The sequence below is a fragment of the Flavobacterium urocaniciphilum genome, assembly GCF_900110615.1.
Taxonomy (GTDB): Bacteria; Bacteroidota; Bacteroidia; order Flavobacteriales; family Flavobacteriaceae; genus Flavobacterium; species Flavobacterium urocaniciphilum.
Map to the genome: position 1 here is coordinate 63,677 of NZ_FOEI01000008.1, position 17,456 is coordinate 81,132.

18 protein-coding genes are annotated in these 17,456 nt (G+C 30.5%); 7 read left to right on the top strand and 11 right to left on the bottom strand.

Going from position 1 to position 17,456, the window contains the following annotated elements; translation table 11 throughout:
* Nucleotides 1-41 precede the first annotated feature (41 nt).
* Nucleotides 42-1,436: a dipeptidase gene (locus BMY86_RS11905; protein ID WP_091469716.1), complete on the bottom strand. Its 1,395-nt coding sequence runs from the start codon at nucleotides 1,434-1,436 to the stop codon at nucleotides 42-44.
* A gap of 242 nt (nucleotides 1,437-1,678) precedes the next feature.
* Between BMY86_RS11905 and BMY86_RS11910 the strand changes: the two genes are divergently transcribed.
* The 3 genes from BMY86_RS11910 to BMY86_RS11920 are packed head-to-tail and all read left to right on the top strand — an operon-like array spanning nucleotide 1,679 to nucleotide 3,532.
* Entirely contained in the window at nucleotides 1,679-2,248 is a 570-nt protein-coding gene (locus tag BMY86_RS11910; RefSeq protein ID WP_091469720.1) for a 30S ribosomal protein S16, read from the top strand.
* A 12-nt stretch (nucleotides 2,249-2,260) separates the two neighbouring features.
* Complete coding sequence (rimM, locus tag BMY86_RS11915; RefSeq protein ID WP_091469723.1) at nucleotides 2,261-2,788, top strand: ribosome maturation factor RimM; 528 nt, start codon at nucleotides 2,261-2,263, stop codon at nucleotides 2,786-2,788.
* A 36-nt stretch (nucleotides 2,789-2,824) separates the two neighbouring features.
* Nucleotides 2,825-3,532: a tRNA1(Val) (adenine(37)-N6)-methyltransferase gene (locus BMY86_RS11920; protein WP_245745663.1), complete on the top strand. Its 708-nt coding sequence runs from the start codon at nucleotides 2,825-2,827 to the stop codon at nucleotides 3,530-3,532.
* Nucleotides 3,533-3,538: 6 nt separating this feature from the next.
* Here the strand turns inward: BMY86_RS11920 and BMY86_RS11925 are convergent, their stop codons facing one another.
* From BMY86_RS11925 to BMY86_RS11950, 7 genes are all read right to left on the bottom strand, one after another.
* Nucleotides 3,539-4,873: an HlyD family secretion protein gene (locus BMY86_RS11925; RefSeq protein WP_091469727.1), complete on the bottom strand. Its 1,335-nt coding sequence runs from the start codon at nucleotides 4,871-4,873 to the stop codon at nucleotides 3,539-3,541.
* Nucleotides 4,874-4,883: 10 nt separating this feature from the next.
* A complete protein-coding gene (locus tag BMY86_RS11930; RefSeq protein ID WP_091469730.1) occupies nucleotides 4,884-7,088 on the bottom strand; it encodes a peptidase domain-containing ABC transporter in 2,205 nt (734 codons plus the stop codon).
* 96 nt (nucleotides 7,089-7,184) lie between these two features.
* Complete coding sequence (locus tag BMY86_RS11935; protein WP_091469734.1) at nucleotides 7,185-7,400, bottom strand: hypothetical protein; 216 nt, start codon at nucleotides 7,398-7,400, stop codon at nucleotides 7,185-7,187.
* Between the two features lie 17 nt (nucleotides 7,401-7,417).
* A complete protein-coding gene (locus BMY86_RS11940; protein ID WP_091469737.1) occupies nucleotides 7,418-7,615 on the bottom strand; it encodes a hypothetical protein in 198 nt (65 codons plus the stop codon).
* A 17-nt stretch (nucleotides 7,616-7,632) separates the two neighbouring features.
* Complete coding sequence (locus BMY86_RS13090; protein WP_177177176.1) at nucleotides 7,633-7,806, bottom strand: hypothetical protein; 174 nt, start codon at nucleotides 7,804-7,806, stop codon at nucleotides 7,633-7,635.
* A 10-nt stretch (nucleotides 7,807-7,816) separates the two neighbouring features.
* Nucleotides 7,817-8,041, bottom strand: coding sequence for a hypothetical protein (locus tag BMY86_RS11945; RefSeq protein WP_091469741.1), 225 nt, complete (start codon nucleotides 8,039-8,041; stop codon nucleotides 7,817-7,819).
* Nucleotides 8,042-8,123: 82 nt separating this feature from the next.
* Nucleotides 8,124-9,680 carry a vitamin K epoxide reductase family protein gene (locus BMY86_RS11950; RefSeq protein ID WP_091469744.1) on the bottom strand — a complete coding sequence of 519 codons (1,557 nt, stop codon included), beginning with the start codon at nucleotides 9,678-9,680 and terminating at the stop codon, nucleotides 8,124-8,126.
* Between the two features lie 245 nt (nucleotides 9,681-9,925).
* Between BMY86_RS11950 and BMY86_RS11955 the strand changes: the two genes are divergently transcribed.
* Complete coding sequence (locus BMY86_RS11955) at nucleotides 9,926-10,198, top strand: hypothetical protein (RefSeq protein WP_091469747.1); 273 nt, start codon at nucleotides 9,926-9,928, stop codon at nucleotides 10,196-10,198.
* On the opposite strand, the gene BMY86_RS11960 is transcribed toward BMY86_RS11955, so the two are convergent.
* Nucleotides 10,199-11,941 (bottom strand): helix-turn-helix domain-containing protein, encoded by a 1,743-nt coding sequence (locus BMY86_RS11960; RefSeq protein WP_091469751.1) that lies wholly within the window; start codon nucleotides 11,939-11,941, stop codon nucleotides 10,199-10,201.
* A gap of 251 nt (nucleotides 11,942-12,192) precedes the next feature.
* Nucleotides 12,193-13,014 carry a hypothetical protein gene (locus BMY86_RS11965; protein WP_091469754.1) on the bottom strand — a complete coding sequence of 274 codons (822 nt, stop codon included), beginning with the start codon at nucleotides 13,012-13,014 and terminating at the stop codon, nucleotides 12,193-12,195.
* 436 nt (nucleotides 13,015-13,450) lie between these two features.
* Here BMY86_RS11965 and BMY86_RS11970 point away from each other — a divergent pair, with 436 nt between their 5' ends.
* The 3 genes from BMY86_RS11970 to BMY86_RS11980 all read left to right on the top strand — a co-directional run bounded on the left by BMY86_RS11970 (nucleotide 13,451) and on the right by BMY86_RS11980 (nucleotide 15,986).
* Nucleotides 13,451-14,629 (top strand): acyl-CoA dehydrogenase family protein, encoded by a 1,179-nt coding sequence (locus BMY86_RS11970; RefSeq protein WP_091469757.1) that lies wholly within the window; start codon nucleotides 13,451-13,453, stop codon nucleotides 14,627-14,629.
* Between the two features lie 122 nt (nucleotides 14,630-14,751).
* A complete protein-coding gene (locus BMY86_RS11975) occupies nucleotides 14,752-15,531 on the top strand; it encodes a DUF3050 domain-containing protein (protein WP_091469761.1) in 780 nt (259 codons plus the stop codon).
* 17 nt (nucleotides 15,532-15,548) lie between these two features.
* A complete protein-coding gene (locus BMY86_RS11980) occupies nucleotides 15,549-15,986 on the top strand; it encodes a retropepsin-like aspartic protease (RefSeq protein ID WP_091469765.1) in 438 nt (145 codons plus the stop codon).
* On the opposite strand, the gene BMY86_RS11985 is transcribed toward BMY86_RS11980, so the two are convergent.
* A complete protein-coding gene (locus BMY86_RS11985) occupies nucleotides 15,949-17,205 on the bottom strand; it encodes a TCR/Tet family MFS transporter (protein WP_091469768.1) in 1,257 nt (418 codons plus the stop codon). The two genes, BMY86_RS11980 and BMY86_RS11985, sit on opposite strands and share 38 nt — an antisense overlap.
* Nucleotides 17,206-17,456 lie beyond the last annotated feature (251 nt).

Sequence of the window (17,456 nt, forward strand, 5' to 3'; positions counted from 1 at the left end):
AAAGGGTTCTGAATTTTCAGAACCCTTTTTCGTTTTATTAATTACTGATTTTTAGATAATTCAGTAAAATATTTATAGAATAATGGAATCGTTTCAATTCCTTTCATATAATTGAAAATCCCATAATGTTCATTTGGTGAGTGAATAGCATCACTATCTAAACCGAATCCCATCATAATCGTTTTGCTTTTTAATTCTTTTTCGAATAAAGCTACAATCGGAATACTTCCTCCAGAACGAACTGGAATTGGTGTTGTTCCAAATGAATCAGAATACGCTTTTGAAGCTGCTTGATATCCAATACTATCAATTGGTGTTACATAACCTTGACCACCATGATGAGGTGTAACTTTTACTTTTACTGCTTTTGGTGCAATGCTTTCAAAATGTTTTTGGAATAATTCTGTGATATTTTCCCAATCTTGGTTAGGTACTAAACGCATTGAAATTTTAGCATAGGCTTTACTTGCAATAACTGTTTTGGCACCTTCACCAGTATATCCACCCCAAATTCCGTTAACGTCTAACGTTGGACGAATGGAGTTTCTTTCGTTGGTAGTATAACCGGTTTCACCATATTCTTCAGCGATGTCTAAGGCTTTGTTATAAGCATCTTGACTAAATGGTCGTTTTGCCATTTGAGCTCTTTCTTCTAATGATAATTCTTCAACACCATCATAGAATCCAGGAATAGTAATATGATTGTTTTCGTCGTGTAAAGAAGCAATCATTTTGGTTAAAACATTAATCGGATTGGCAACCGCACCACCGTATAATCCTGAATGTAAATCTCTATTCGGACCAGTAACTTCTACTTCTACATAACTTAAACCACGTAAACCTGTCGTAATAGATGGTTGTGTGTTCGAAATCATACCCGTGTCTGAAATTAAAATTACATCACATGATAATTTCTCTTGATTGCGTTCTACAAACCAACCTAAACTTTTTGAACCTACTTCTTCTTCACCTTCAATCATGAATTTTACGTTACAAGGCAAGTTGTTATTCGCAATCATGTATTCGAAAGCTTTCACATGCATGTACATCTGACCTTTGTCGTCACAAGCGCCACGAGCAAAAATAGCTCCTTCTGGGTGAATTTCTGTAGTTTTAATTACAGGTTCGAATGGAGGTGAATCCCATAATTCAATTGGATCTGCAGGTTGAACATCATAATGCCCATATACCAAAACAGTTGGTAAGTTTGAATCAATAATTTTATGACCGTAAACGATAGGGTAACCAGGTGTTTCGCACATTTCAACTACATCACATCCTGCTTTTTCTAAACTTGCTTTTACGGCTTCAGCTGTGTTAATTACATCTTGAGCGTATGCGCTATCTGCACTTACAGAAGGCATTTTTAACAATTCAATTAACTCATTAATAAAGCGTTCTTTATTTTCCTGAACGTATTGTTTGATATTTTCCATGGTTGTTTATAATAAAGTTCAAATATACGAATTCAATATCAATTACAAATTCCAAAAATTAAATCCCAAATCCCAAAATTGTAAATCATAAATCGTAAATCGTAAATTAATATCGCAATTCATAATTTCCAAATGCCTGATTTTAAAATATTTCAAAATTTATAATTTATAATTCATAAATATTATTATCTTTGCACCCTTAATTAACCGAGGTCGAGTACCTCAAATTTAATCACAAGATTATGCCAGTAAGAATTAGATTACAAAGACATGGTAAAAAAGGGAAACCTTTTTACTGGATCGTAGCTGCGGATTCTCGCGCTAAAAGAGATGGTAAATTCCTAGAAAAAATTGGAACTTACAACCCAAACACTAACCCTGCAACTATCGACTTAAACGTTGATCAAGCGGTTACTTGGTTATTTAATGGTGCTCAGCCTACTGACACTGCAAGAGCTATCCTTTCTTACAAAGGTGCTTTATTAAAACACCACTTAGAAGGTGGAGTTCGTAAAGGTGCTTTAACTCCAGAGCAAGCTGAAGCTAAATTCACTGCTTGGTTAGATGAGAAAGCTGGTAAAGTAGATGCTAAAAAAGATGGTTTAGCTAAGTCTAAAGCAGATGCTAAAGCTGAAGCGTTAAAAGCTGAAAAAGCTGCTAACGAGAAAAGAGCTGCTGCACAAGCTGAGGCTGCAAAAGCTGAAGAAGTAGCTGAAGAAGCTGCAACTGAAGAAGTTGTAGAAGCTGCTGCTGAAGAAACTACTGAAGCTCCTGCTACAGAAGAATCAAACGAAGAAAACACAGAAGCTTAATATCTTGCGATAATGCGTAAAGACGAATGTTTCTATTTAGGCAAAATCGCTAAAAAATTTAGTTTCAAAGGGGAAGTTTTAATCTATTTAGATACAGACGAACCTGAAATGTACCAAAATATGGAATCAGTTTTTGTTCTTATGAACAGAAACCTGGTTCCATTTTTTATTGAATCTTCATCCATTCATAAAGACAAATTTCTAAGAGTTAAATTTGAAGATATTGATGATGAAGTAGAAGCGGAGAACTTATTAAGTTCTGAAGTTTATTTACCACTTTCTATGTTACCCAAATTAGAAGGGAACAAATTCTATTTTCACGAAGTTATTGGTTTTAAAGTAATTGATAAACGTTTAGGTGATATTGGAACTGTTCATTCTATTTTAGAAAATACTGCACAACCTCTTTTCGAAATCTTTAAAGGCGAAAAACAGATTTTAGTTCCAATGATTGACGATTTTATCATTGAAGTCAATCGTGCTCAAAAAGAACTTGTACTAAATACACCAGTTGGTTTAGTTGATTTATACTTAGAATAGTTTGCAGTCTCAGTCTCAGTGAGCAGTAATCAATTTATGACTTTCAATTTCAAACAATTTACCATTAATCAAGATAAATGCGCTATGAAAGTAGGCACTGACGGTGTTTTGTTAGGTGCTTGGACACCATTAATCAATAATCCATATAATATACTCGATATTGGTGCTGGTACGGGTTTAATTGCGTTAATGTTAGCGCAAAGAAGCAATGCAGAACAAATTGATGCGATTGAAATTGATGAACATGCCTATGAAGAATGTGTAGACAATTTTGAAAATTCACCTTGGAGTGACCGTTTGTATTGTTATCATGCTGGTTTAGATGAATTTGTAGATGAAGTTGAAGAATTATTTGATGTCATTGTATCTAATCCGCCTTTTTATACAGATGATTATAAATCGGATAACGAACAACGCGATTTAGCCCGATTTGAAGATGCTTTGCCATTTGAAGAATTGGTTGAAGCCGCCGATTTTTTCCTTTCCGATCATGGAATTTTCTCCGTAATTATTCCATTTAAAGAAGAAGAACGATTTGTGTCATTATGTACAGAAAGAGCTTTGTTTCCACTAAAAATGACACGTGTGAAAGGAACGCCAACTTCCGAAATTAAAAGAAGTTTGTTAGCGTTTACTCGTATCGAACAAACGCCACTTATTGATGAATTAGTGATTGAAACGGCACGTCATCAATACACTCGAGAATATATAGCATTGACAAAAGAGTTTTATTTGAAGATGTAACTTTTGTTATTCCACTTTATACATACTTCTAAACTGATAAAAAATGCGTTCAATTAAGCGCAAATCTTCCGTAATTATATCTGCAGAACCGCGCATTTCTTGCTGAAATTGGATTTTCTTGTTATACGAAGTTTCTAAACCATTCGGTAAAGCAATATCCATTAATAAGTTTCCTTCTTTGTCTGGTGTTAAGGAAATTCGTTTGACTTTTCCTTTCACAATTCCGAATTCTTTATCAGGATAATTGGCTAAGCGAATATTTACACGTTGGTTTTCTTTAATTTTTCCAGAGTTTAGAGCAGTGGCTTTTAGTTTTCCAATTAAGCCGTTTTGTTGAGTTGGAATAATCGCAAACATATTTTCACCTGCCGTAATATTTTGGTTCACCGACCAAATTTGTAAAAAGGATACAATGCCGTCTTCAGATGCGCGAAAAACATAGTTTAATTCCCAATCTTTTATTACTTTTTTCAATTGATAAAACGATTGCAACACATTGGTTTCTAAATTCGTATTTTCTTTGTTTTCATTAATTTGAGTCGTTTGATTGTTTCTGTTTAAATCGTTTATAGACGATTTTGTTTGAGAAATAGAACTCAATAAATTTTTATAATTTTTTTCTGCTTGTAAATAAATCAAACGTTGTTTTTCAATTTCTTGAGCCGAAATCACACCTTTTTTAAATAAAGTTTCTTGTCGGTTTAAATCGTTTTTTTGAATTTGTAATTCGTTTTCAGTAATCGATTTCTGACCCATTAATAATTGTAATCGTTCGGCTAATTGCTTTTTTTCATAGCCTTGCGCATTGGTTTCAACATTATAAGGTTTCAATTCTTTTAGTAATTGATTGGCAATATATTCTTTTTGAAAAACCGCAAAACTTGCTTCTATTTCTCCTAATTGGGCAGTTGCAAATTTTTCAAATGGGAATTCACTTTTATCCAAATTAATAGATTCAACCACACTTTTTAATCGGAAAACATCTTGGTAATTTGCCGAATTTTCAATCACCGCTAATGGTGTATTGGCTTTTACATTGGCTTTGTCTTCAATCAAAATAGCTTGTATTTTACCATTCAATTTAGCAACTAATTTTTCAGGTGGTGTGTTAGTTGTAATAATAATTTCACTGGTTACCACATCGGGATAGCGAATGAACCACGACATGAATAACAATAAAATAATTATTCCAAAAATGAGAAAAGTTCCCCAACGAATCATCCAATTCGGAACTTTAGTAAGTATGTCTTGTACTTCTTCACTTCGAAGCTGGAAGTCGGTAGTTTGAAGCTGGGAGTTTGAAGCTTGAAGCTGGGAGTTTGAATTTCTATTTTTAGTCATTTTGTATTTTTTAATTTCCTAATTGCAATTGATTACGTACTAAATTGAAATAATTTCCTTTTTTGGCTACTAAGGTATCGTGATTTCCAATTTCAATAATTTTGCCTTTTTCCAACACTACAATTTGGTCGGCATTCATAACGGTACTTAATCGATGCGCAATTACTACAACCGTTTTATCTTTGAAGAAAATGTCTAATTTTTCCATAATTTCTTTTTCATTATTGGCATCTAATGCAGAAGTTGCTTCATCGAAAAATAGCATTTCAGGGTTTTTATAAACCGCTCTTGCGATTAATAAACGTTGTTTTTGTCCGGTACTCATTCCAGTTCCTTCTGAACCAATTTTTGTATTGTACCCTAAAGGTAAACTGGAAACATATTCTTTAATATTCGCTACATCAGCAGCGTAAACTAAACGTTCTTTATCGATAATATCCACACCAATAGCTATATTATTGGCAATCGTATCGTTAAAAATAAATCCTTCTTGCATCACGGCACCAATATTATTCCGCCAAGCTTTTTGAGAAATATTTTTCAATTGTGCATTGCCAATTGTAATTTCACCATTTTGAGGTTCGTAAAACTTTAATAATAATTTCATTAAAGTTGTTTTTCCGCTACCACTGGTTCCTACAATTGCAGTAATTTTATTACTTGGAATAGTAAGGTTTAAATTATCCAAAACGGAAATATCTGAACCTAAATAACGAAAAGATAAATCTTTAATCGTAATGTCTTCGTTTGCTGGTACATCATTGGTTTGATGTATTTCTTGCTGAACTTCATCTTCTTTATCATGAATTTCCGATAAACGAGCTAAAGAGATTTTAGCATCTTGTAATTCTCTAACAAAACCAATAAGTTGAGTAATCGGTCCGTTTAAACTTCCAACAATAGAACTAATGGCTAACATCATTCCCAACGTTATGGTTCCATCGATTACTAATTTTGCTGATAAAACCAAAATAAAGATATTCTTTAATTCATTGATGATTTGAGATCCAGCCGATTGTGTTTGTTCTAAAATTAAACCTTTAGTAGAAACTCGGAACAATCGAGCTTGTACATATTCCCAGCCCCAACGTTTTTGTTTTTCGGCGTTGTGAAGTTTAATTTCTTGCATTCCGTTGATTAACTCAATTACTTTGCTTTGTTCTTGAGAAACTTCCGAAAAACGTTTATAATCTAAGGCTTCTCTACGTTTTAAAAACAAAGTAATCCAAATGAAATAAAGAATACTTCCTGAGAAAAACACGAAAAAAATCAGAAGATTATAATAGGCTAAAACGCCACCCATGACAATCATATTAAACACAGAAAAAATAACGTTTAAGGATGATGTTGTCAGGATTTTTTCGATACGATGATGGTCGTTAATACGTTGCATGATATCACCCGTCATTCGGACATCGAAAAAAGATATAGGTAAATTCATTAACTTGATAAAGAAATCGGAAATTAATGAAATGTTGATTCTTGTGGAAAGATGAAGCATGATCCAGCCTCGAATTAATTCTAAGCCCATTCTACCAGCAAAAAGGAATAATTGAGCGAATAAAATCATGTACACAAAGCTCATGTCGTGGTTTTGAATTCCAACATCTACAAGGCTTAGCGTTAAAAATGGGAAAATTAATTGTAAAATACTTCCTGCCAGAAGATTTACTACTAATTGAATTAAAAAGGATTTGTATTTTAAAACATATCTTGATAATAATCCGAATCCTAATGTTTTTTTAGACCCTTCTTTGTCGGATTGATCAATGTCCAAATCATAAAAAGTTGGGGTTGGCTCTAATAAAAGAGCGATTCCTTCTTGCGTTTGGTTATCGGCATTATTTCCGATCCAAAATTTAATAAAATCGTTTGTAGAATATTCTATTAATCCGTAACCCGGATCAGAAATTAAATAGTTGCCTTTTTTGATGTCATACAAAACAACATAATGCTCTTTATTCCAATGTAAAATACAAGGCAAAGGCGCTTCGTTTAAGCGATCTAAATTTAGCTTTACGCCTAATGTTCGAAATCCAATTTTTTCAGCAGCATCCGACAAAAAAAGTAAATTACTTCCTTCACGAGTTGTTTCACTTAAATCTCTTAAGTGTTGAATGTTAATGGTTTTACCATAATGTTTTCCAACAATTTTTAAACAAGTTGGGCCACAATCTTTACTGTCGGCTTGTATGTAATTTGGGAATTTTTTCAACTGTACGAAATTTATTGCAAATAAAGTTAAATTATTATGGAATTAAAAATAGAGAGGAAACAAATTTCCTCTCTATTGAACCAATTAAATGTTTGATTATAATTCTAATGGTGGTGTACAAAAATATGCTTTACATGTACCGTTAGAATAAGAATAATTTCCACCACCTGGTCTAGTTGATTTACAGTTTGTTAAACTAGTTCCCGACCAAGTTTGGTAAGTACAACCTGCTGGAATTCCTCCGTTAATTTCTTTTTGTTCTTTTTTGCTCAATTCTTGAGCTCCGTTTACGTTTAAAATGTTTTTTAACATGATATTATTATTTTAAATTAACCATTAAATTCTGGAAGGCATTCTGGTCCGTTGATAGTATCAACACATACTGTTCCTTCTGGACAAACTATAGGTGCACCACCTTCTGGTAATTCACAAGTTCCTCTATAAAGTTTTTTTCCTCCGTTTATTGCTTTTTGCTCTGCAGACGTTAATGTCTTAGCACCGTTTGCGTTTAAAATGTTTTTTAACATGATATTGATTTATTTAATTAATACATTGAACAAGTTGTAACACAACAACTAACAGACCAACAAGTACCAGCATAATTTCCATCACACCAACAATCAATTTTTGGAACATTAGCTAATTCACCTTTTACATTTTTTTGTTCTTTTTTGGTTAATTCTTTAACCCCATCTAATTTTAATATGTTTTTTAACATAATCTTTTTATTAATTACAACCAATATATTGATATCCTTCTTCTTCAGGAACTCTAGTAACTAAGCATTTGTGAACGCCGTTAATTACTCCTCTATATACTCCTCCAACAGAAGCACAGGTAGCAGGGTCTAAATTCGCAAAACATTGGTCAGCTCTAATACCACCATTTATAGCTTTTTGTTCTTTTGTACTCAATTGTTGAGTACCATCTAATTTTAAAATGTTTTTTAACATGATTTATAATTATTTTGATTGTTTTTTTTCTCAAACATTTTAAGTCAATTGAGAGTTTTGACTGCACTTGGCCAAGTATATTTTATACAGCTTTTAAAGATTCGTTAGTATCACTAAGCTGTTGAAAATCATTTATAAAATATCGTAATTCGTGTATTTCATAACCCGATGGGTAAAGTTTATCGTTTATTATTTTTACGGGTGTAAAGTTGAATTCATTTTTAACACACCAATGATATTGATTTTGAATGTGTTGGTTTACTAACATGTGTGGTGTTTCAGTATTCCATTTTCTTACCCAATTTTCTAATGTAAGTTTATTGATATGCCAATCGATTAACGCTTCTTGAGCCAATTTTGGATTTTGTTCATTTATAGTTAATAGATTTTCTACAACTATTTTATAAGGGTTGTCGTTATTATTAGCATTGATGTTAAAAAGAATGGTTAAGAATATTTTTTCTGGAAATTTTTGAATAAGAGTATAAGCATCTTCAAATGCATTATGGCAATGTCCGCAACTTGGACTTAGTATTAATGTTAATTGCGTAATTGCTTTTTTGTTACCAAATGTGATCCCTTTTAGCTTTTCAAAATCATCATATTCTTCTATTTCTTCTGATAAAATTTCAAAAACTGTAAAGTTTCTTTTGAATTTATGTAAATGAATGTTTTCAGATTCTAGCTTTGATTTTTTTTCAAATTGGGGTTTAAGAAATAGCCAAATCGAAGAAATGAAAATTGTAGTAACTAGAAAAACAGAAAAATTTTGTTTTAAAATACTTTCAAAATCATTAAAAAGAAAATAAAGTATACTTTGCGTAATAATTAATACACTTACAACTAAACATAATACGCACCATTTTTTCAACTCAAATTTTTGTATCCAAATAGAATATAGAATTACAGGTAACGATACTACACTTACAAATCCTATAATGATACTTGAAGCATTTGGAAGTAGTACGTTTGCAATAAAACTAATTCCAAAAAACAGTATTGGTAAATCGGTAAAATTAATCAGGTAATTATTGTTGCTATTTTGCGATTTAATTACTGATGTACAGGATAAATTAGAATTTGAATTGCAAAATTTAGCCGTAATACTGTTATTAATTCCGAATTTTTCTTGAAGAATAAAAAAGCTAATTATGATTCCAATCACACTTATAGCTAAAGTAAATACACTGTAAAAATTATGTTTATTGAAATAAATGGATAATGTAAGTAGCGCAAGAATTGGCAAACTGTATAAAAACCATGATGTGTTGTTTTTAGATGTTATTTTAATATTAGTGTTAGGTTCGATGGCAATGATGATTCCTTCCCAGTTTTCTAAAAATTCAGAATAACTAATTTCAGATTTAACCAGAAGATCATTTTCAAGTTTGATGCTTTCCTTGCTTTTATAAACTAAAACGATTTTCGATTTATAAATGGCTAAAAATTCTTTTGGAAGTTCCTCAATTTGTTCTTTTGGAATTTTTAATGCTACATTTTCAATAGAAAGTAAATTGAACGTATCGGTTATTGCAAACACACTTGGGTAGTTCGGATGTGATTGAAATAAATCTTCAAACTCTTCCGTTTTTTCTTCATGTCGATTAAGAAGTAAATATTTTTTAACTAAATTTTTCATCAATAAATTTTTAATCGTTAGTTCATTTCTGACGCAAAGATTTATTGATTTTTGAGGTAAAAAAAGCCTTAATTTCGACAATTTGTAAATTATAGCTCCCACAATTTATAAATAATCACAGGAAAAATACATTGTAAATTAATGACAATCAGTTAAATATAAATTATTGATTGTCCCTGAAGTTAGAATTCAAATTTGAAGGATATAAAAATGTAATTTTGAAATGTTAACAATAAAAAATACTTATGAAAACCTTAAAATCAACTTTAGAAAGTTTTAAAGAAAATGAATTATCTGCTAAACATAAAATAAATGTTTATGGTGGAATTGCAGATGGTGGAACAATTCCAGTTCCTGGTGATGAATTAATAGAAGATCCAATTTATGATGATAATGGTGATCCTGTAAATAATGGAACAGGTCCAAGATCTGGCGGAGGTTCTTCATCTTCTACTACTGGTGCAACTCTTGGAAATGATAATACTTCAGGAACTACAGTTATAACATTAGGTAAATAATTAATTTGATATGGAAATTTTTGAATCCATATCTGAATTTAATTTTTCTGCAAATTTAACAGGACTTAGTCCTGTTTTTTTTGTGAATAACTTAGTAAATGAAGTGGCATTTTTATATCCTACACTTTCAGCTATGGCTTGAGTAGAATATTTTCTATACGATTTGTTTGTTATCATTTCATTAATAACATAATTGATTTTTAGTTCATTAGCATATTCACTAAACGTTTTTCCAAATCGTTTGTTTACAATGTAAGATAAATAGGTAGTGTTTGTTTTTATTTTTTTGGCCGCAAATTGTAAGGTAAAATCCTGATTTAAAAACACTTTTTGTTCTTCTAATTTTAGAAGTTTTTCAAATAGTAGATTTTCTTTTTCTTCATCTAAATTCAAATTAGAATTTTTTTCTTCTTTAGTTTTTTCAATTGGAATTACTTGATTTAATTTCTCATTATATTCATTGATAATGGATTTGTATTTCAATTCCGTACTTTTATTTTTCTTTCTACTTTTAATATAAAAGTAAATTAATAATGCAATTATTCCGATAGAAAAATAAATGGAGTATTTTTTAAAAAAAACAGCAGTTGAATATTTTTCTCTCATTAATTCCATTTCTTTTTTCAAAGTTTTAGAATTTTGTACCTGATTAATATCTTGAATTTGATGAATCATGTCTTCTTCATTTTTTTCAAAATATTCCAAATAGATATTAGCGTGATTTAATGAGTTTTCTTGATCATTAAAACTTTCATATATTTTTGATTGATAATAATTCGAATATATAAAATCAGTGATATTTGACTGGTTTGCTTGGTATATTGAATCAGTTTTTTGAAAATAAACTAATGCTTTTGAATATTTTTTCTGTGTAAAATAGAAGTGACCTAAATTGTATATTGCAATATTTTGTTCTTGATTTAAATTGTTTTCTTTTGCGTCTGTTAAAACCGATTGATAGGCTTTCTCTGTTTCTTTAATTTGATTTTTATATAAATAAATGTTCGCTAAATTTAATTCTGCCGCAATTTTGTTTTTAGTGTTTTCATATGAAAACATGATGGTTTTTTTATAATAATAAAAAGCAGAATCTAAATACATCTTGTTTTTTTTGTTTTCATTTTCAAACATCGATTCATAGAAACTGCCCACATTTAAATAAACTGTGCTTTTATTTAAATTAAATTGTTCAATAGTGTAAAGTGATTTGTTTTTTTCGATTAAACGTTCTGAATTTAGACCTTTTTTAATCGCGGTTCTATAGTTTCCAATTTCACCATTAATTAATGCGGTATTAATATTGAATTTTACCAATTGAATGATGTCATTCACTTCAGCTGAATATTTTTCTCCAGTTTGATATTTTATTAACGCTTCTTTATAATTTTTTCTTTTCCAATCAGACAATCCTCCATAATTGTATAAATAAGCCATGTTTTTAGTTCGTTCAATACTCTTTGGAGCTTGATTTATTAATAGTAAAGATTCTTTAAAACATTTTTTAGAATTAATACTATCGTAATTTAATTGATATAGATAACCTTGAGCGCCTTTTGAAAAAGCTCTGTGTATATAGTTGTCCGATTGGTATAATTTTTTTGTAAGAATGAAAGCACTGTCAATATTTTGTGCACTCAATACTCTAATTTTATCTTGAAGACTATGAAACGTTTCTTCACTTATTTTATTTTGAGCATTTGTAGTAGAAAATATAAGTAAAAGTAAAAATATGCAGTTTTTCATGTTAAAAATTTGAGCAAAAATACATTTTATTGTAGTTATTTATTCCTTTTTGAAGATATTTAACGAATGTTTAGAAATTTTATTTTATTTGAAGTTTATTTTATTTCATAAAAAAACAGCAATTATAAATTTATATAATTACTGTTTTCGGTTGGCAATTTATAGTCCACGAAGGCCAACTTAATGGATTTTTTCGTGTGTTTTTTCGTGGAAGATGTTACTTTTTCGAGGCGATTACTTTTTTTTTATAGTTACACAGCATGAAGTGTATTTTCCAATTCATATTCTTCTTGAAAATCTTTTATAAAATATTTTATATCGTTTATTTCATATTCTTCAGGAAATAAATTTCCATTGATGATTTTTACAGATTGGTTATAAAACTCATTTTTAGTACACCAATAATGTTGATTGTCTAATTCTTTATTGTTTAATAAATGCGGAGTTTCCACATGCCATTTTTGTAACCAAATTTCAGTATTCAAATTATTAATGAACCAATCAATTAATGCATTTTTAGCTCTTTCTGGATTCTGTTCATTTAAAGCCAAAATTGTTGCTGCAAAATTTGCTTTTGAATTTTTAGAATGTGTATTAAAAAGAATGTTTATCTGAATTTTATCCGAAAGATTTAAATACAATTCATAGGCTTCTTTAAAATCATTTCGACAGGTTTCACTTTCTGGATTAATAATTAATGTAAATTGAGTTGTTGTGTTTTTATTTCCAAATTGTATTCCTTTTAGTGATTCAAAACCGTCATATTCTTCTAAGCTTTTACAATGAAACTGAAAAAAATTAAAATTTCTTTTAAAATGGTTTAATTCCTGTATTTCTTTTTTATAGCTATTGTTCTTTTCTAAAATTTGTTTCACAAAAATCCAAAAGGTTGTCACTAAAAAAGTTGAAAATAAAAACCAATAATTGTTAAGGAAACTGATTTGTATATTCATCCAATTAAACAATACAAATTGTAAAATGATAATAGTTGAAATAATACTATACCAAATGGTCCAATTTTTAGGCTGAACTGTTTGTGTTTTGGTAATGTACTTTTTTAAAAGATAAACCATGGCCTAAATTGCTTTTTTTTAATCTTATCATCCGTTTTGAAGAATAAGATTGTTTTTTGTGTTGTAGAAATTTATTAAAAGCAGCTTTTTTGTTAGATTTCTATTGAAATTAAAGCAATATTAAGCTTTAAAAATTAAAGACAATTACGGCTTTTCCGTAATCAATACTATTTATTTTTTTGTATGAGGTTAACAAAAAGTGTGTTTTATTGACTCGTATATTATTAATTTAACATTACATTATTTTTGTAAAACACAACCCAAAAGATTATGTTTTTTAACGTTTGTTATTTAATAAAATCTAACAAATCAATTCGATTTTGTTAAAAAATAATTACTTTTGCAATTCAAAAAGGAAAATGATTTTTAATTAATTAGATTCGCTTTTCGGATTTATTTTAAAATTCAATTATTAATACAACAATAACAAAATTATATGAAACCAGATTTATTTCAATCGCCTGATTACTACTTGTTAGACGATTTATTATCAGAAGAGCATAAATTAGTACGTGATGCTGCAAGAGCATGGGTAAAAAAAGAAGTTTCTCCAATCATTGAAGAATATGCTCAACGTGCCGAATTTCCTAAGCAAATTGTTAAAGGTTTAGGTGAAATTGGTGGTTTCGGTCCATATATTCCTGTAGAATATGGTGGTGCTGGTTTAGATCAAATTTCTTACGGTTTAATCATGCAAGAAATTGAAAGAGGTGATTCTGGTGTTCGTTCAACTTCATCAGTACAATCTTCTTTAGTAATGTATCCAATTTGGAAATACGGAAACGAAGAACAAAGAATGAAATATTTACCAAAATTAGCTACCGGAGAATGGATTGGTTGTTTTGGTTTAACGGAACCTGATTTCGGTTCAAACCCAGGTGGAATGGTAACTAATTTTAAAGATATGGGTGATCATTATCTTTTAAATGGTGCTAAAATGTGGATTTCTAATGCCCCATTCGCAGATATCGCTGTAGTTTGGGCTAAAAACGAGGAAGGAAGAATTCACGGTTTAATCGTAGAAAGAGGAATGGAAGGTTTCTCAACTCCAGAAACTCATAACAAATGGTCGTTACGTGCTTCTGCAACAGGTGAATTAATTTTTGATAACGTAAAAGTTCCTAAAGAAAACTTATTACCAAACAAATCTGGTTTAGGTGCACCTCTAGGATGTTTAGATTCTGCTCGTTACGGAATTGCTTGGGGAGCAATTGGTGCAGCTATGGATTGTTACGATACGGCTTTAAGATATTCTAAAGAACGTATTCAATTCGACAAACCAATTGGAGCTACGCAATTACAACAAAAGAAATTAGCGGAAATGATTACAGAAATCACAAAAGCACAATTATTAACTTGGAGATTAGGTGTGTTAAGAAATGAAGGTAGAGCAACTTCTGCACAAATTTCTATGGCAAAAAGAAATAACGTAAACATGGCAATTGAAATTGCTCGTGAAGCGCGTCAAATGTTAGGTGGAATGGGTATTACAGGTGAATATTCAATCATGAGACATATGATGAACTTAGAATCTGTAATTACTTATGAAGGAACGCATGATATCCATTTATTAATTACAGGAATGGATGTAACAGGTTTCGCTGCATTTAAATAATATCATAATAGATAAAAGTTATACAAAATGCTTCTCTAGTTGGAGAAGCATTTTTATTTTTGTAAATCTGAAACCCAAAAAATTACGTAAGTAATTAAAGAATTATTAAAAAAAGAATGATAATGAATACTCAAACTGTACAACATACTATTGAAGATTTAAAACAACAATTATTAAACCATCCGTTATATAAAAATGTAACTTCTATTGATGATTTACATGTTTTTTTAGAATATCACATTTTTGCTGTTTGGGATTTTATGTCTTTGCTAAAAGGTTTACAAATCCATTTAACTTCCGTTTCTATTCCATGGAAACCGGTTGGAAATCCAGAAATTCGTTATTTGATTAACGAAATTGTAGTAGCTGAAGAAACAGACATTGCTTTTGATGGAAGTCGTCAAAGTCATTTTGAAATGTATATTGACGCTATGAATGAATGTGGTGCTACAACAAATCATATTTTTGAGTTTTTAGAAAATGTAGAGAAAACTAAAAATATTTTCGTTTCAATTAAAGCGTCAAATTTACCTGATGAAGTAAAAGACTTTTTAACCTATACTTTTACAATTGTAGAAGAAGGAAAACCGCATAAAATAGCTTCCGCTTTTACTTTTGGAAGAGAAGATTTAATTCCGAATATGTTCACGGAAATATTAAGAAACTTCCAAGATAATTTCCCAAGTGTAAATTTATCAAAGTTGATTTATTATTTCGAAAGACACATCGAATTAGATGCCGATGAGCACGGACCAATGGCTATGAAAATGATTGATGAGCTTTGTGAAAATGACGATAAAAAATGGCATGAAGTAGAAGAAGTAGCCGTTAAAGCTTTAGAAATGCGAATCAAATTATGGGATGCAATCAATGCTTGTTTAGAAGCTAAGTTTGTCAATTAAACAACCATTAAGTCGATATGACCGAACTAAAATCCTTTCTTGAAAATAAAAAATACAAGAAAATAAAATTCAAAATCCTTAAAACACAGCATTTACTTATTAAAGCAAAAGTAAATGCTGTGCAAGGTTTGTTTATTTTAGATACGGGTGCTTCTAACAGTTGCTTAGGCTTTGAAGCTGTGGAAAAATTTAATTTGCAAACTCAACATTCATCTACTTTTGCAGCAAGTGCTAGTTCCAATGATATGTTTACCAAAGCTTCTACTGGAAATGCTATTCAATTGTCTACTTGGAAACGTAAAGATTTTTCTTTTATACTTTTCGATTTAACTACTGTAAATGCTGCCTTATCGAATTTTGGTATCAAAGAAGTCGACGGAATAATCGGTGCTGATGTTTTACTTCAAGGAAAAGCCATTATTGATTATCCGAATCAGTATTTGTATCTGCTATAGCAATTAATCGTTGCTTTTTAAACGAATAATAAGCAATAATTGTACTCAACAACATTAAAGCTCCTCCTAATACAAAAGGCGCTCCAGCAAAATGAATCAATGCTTTTTTGTTTGTAAAATTGTAAAATACGTTGCTCATTAAAGGCGGACCAATAATAGCTGTCGCACTCATAATACTCGTTAAAGTTCCTTGAATTTCTCCTTGTTCATTTGCAGGAACATTTTCTGTAATTACCGATTGTAACGCCGGACCAGCAATTCCTCCTAAACAATATGGAATTAAAAAGGTAAACATCATCCAACTTTCTGAAGCAACAGAAAATAAAAACATTCCTACGGTATATAAAATCAATCCGTAAATGATGCTTTTTTCATTTCCTATTTTCGGATTAATCCATCTAATCAATCCACCTTGTACAATACCGACAAGTAAACCAATAATTCCTAATGAAATACCAACCATTTTTTCGGTCCAATGAAATTGATACATCGTAAAATAACTCCAATTACTATGAACGGCATGCGAACCGATGTATACCAACATAATTGAAATAAACAATCCGAAAATTTTAGGATATTTTTTCAAATTCATAATTGCACGAATTGGGTTCACTTTCGACCAATCCATTTCTCTTCTGTTTTTCTTTGGTAACGATTCGGGTAAAACGAAATAACCATATAAGAAATTGATGAAACACAATATAGCTGCAGCATAAAATGGAACTCTCGGGCCAAAATGACCTAATAAACCACCAATAACTGGTCCAATAATAAATCCAATTCCGAAAGCAGCACCAATCATTCCAAAATTTTTCGCACGGTTTTCAGGTGTGCTAATATCAGCAATATAAGCCGTTGCTGTTGTAATACTTGCGCCTGTAATCCCAGCAATAATTCGTCCGATAAATAAAAAAGTGATAGTAGGAGCGAAGGCTAAGAATAAATAATCTAACGAAAATCCTAATAAGGAAAACAAGATAATGGGTCTACGACCGTATTTATCACTTAAATTTCCAATAAGTGGCGATAATAAAAACTGTGTAAAAGCATAAGCAAATAACAACCAACCACCTATTTTGGAAGCCTCACTTAAATCACCATGAATCAATTGCTGAATCAATTTCGGGATAACCGGAATGATAATTCCCCAACCTGTAATGTCTATCACTAAGGTTAAAAATATAAATCCAATCGCTGCTTTTTTCTCTTTATTCTTCATAATTTATTGGGCGTGCCCGTTTGCTTCGTGCCTCGCAATGACGGTCGTGCTGTTCGCTGTATCTCCGATGAGCAAAAACTACAAATAAATTTTTGTTTTTGTCTATCGGAGGATGTCGCTTCCATCACTCACGCGAATACAAAGTAACAAAAAATCTTAAACACATAATATACATTTATATCAATTTAAAAAGTAGTAAAAAATTCTTACAAATTTAACATTTTTATATCTTGCTGTTAATTTTGTTTTTG

Bases quoted from the DNA above. Each gene is read 5' to 3' on its own strand.
- BMY86_RS11910 (WP_091469720.1), top strand. From the start codon at position 1,679: ATGCCAGTAAGAATTAGATTACAAAGACATGGTAAAAAAGGGAAACCT.
- BMY86_RS11905 (WP_091469716.1), bottom strand. From the start codon at position 1,436: ATGGAAAATATCAAACAATACGTTCAGGAAAATAAAGAACGCTTTATT.
- BMY86_RS11920 (WP_245745663.1), top strand. From the start codon at position 2,825: ATGACTTTCAATTTCAAACAATTTACCATTAATCAAGATAAATGCGCT.
- BMY86_RS11950 (WP_091469744.1), bottom strand. From the start codon at position 9,680: ATGAAAAATTTAGTTAAAAAATATTTACTTCTTAATCGACATGAAGAA.
- rimM (WP_091469723.1), top strand. From the start codon at position 2,261: ATGCGTAAAGACGAATGTTTCTATTTAGGCAAAATCGCTAAAAAATTT.
- BMY86_RS13090 (WP_177177176.1), bottom strand. From the start codon at position 7,806: ATGTTAAAAAACATATTAAAATTAGATGGGGTTAAAGAATTAACCAAA.
- BMY86_RS11955 (WP_091469747.1), top strand. From the start codon at position 9,926: ATGAAAACCTTAAAATCAACTTTAGAAAGTTTTAAAGAAAATGAATTA.
- BMY86_RS11965 (WP_091469754.1), bottom strand. From the start codon at position 13,014: ATGGTTTATCTTTTAAAAAAGTACATTACCAAAACACAAACAGTTCAG.
- BMY86_RS11975 (WP_091469761.1), top strand. From the start codon at position 14,752: ATGAATACTCAAACTGTACAACATACTATTGAAGATTTAAAACAACAA.
- BMY86_RS11940 (WP_091469737.1), bottom strand. From the start codon at position 7,615: ATGTTAAAAAACATTTTAAACGCAAACGGTGCTAAGACATTAACGTCT.
- BMY86_RS11960 (WP_091469751.1), bottom strand. From the start codon at position 11,941: ATGAAAAACTGCATATTTTTACTTTTACTTATATTTTCTACTACAAAT.
- BMY86_RS11945 (WP_091469741.1), bottom strand. From the start codon at position 8,041: ATGTTAAAAAACATTTTAAAATTAGATGGTACTCAACAATTGAGTACA.
- BMY86_RS11980 (WP_091469765.1), top strand. From the start codon at position 15,549: ATGACCGAACTAAAATCCTTTCTTGAAAATAAAAAATACAAGAAAATA.
- BMY86_RS11925 (WP_091469727.1), bottom strand. From the start codon at position 4,873: ATGACTAAAAATAGAAATTCAAACTCCCAGCTTCAAGCTTCAAACTCC.
- BMY86_RS11970 (WP_091469757.1), top strand. From the start codon at position 13,451: ATGAAACCAGATTTATTTCAATCGCCTGATTACTACTTGTTAGACGAT.
- BMY86_RS11935 (WP_091469734.1), bottom strand. From the start codon at position 7,400: ATGTTAAAAAACATTTTAAACGTAAACGGAGCTCAAGAATTGAGCAAA.
- BMY86_RS11985 (WP_091469768.1), bottom strand. From the start codon at position 17,205: ATGAAGAATAAAGAGAAAAAAGCAGCGATTGGATTTATATTTTTAACC.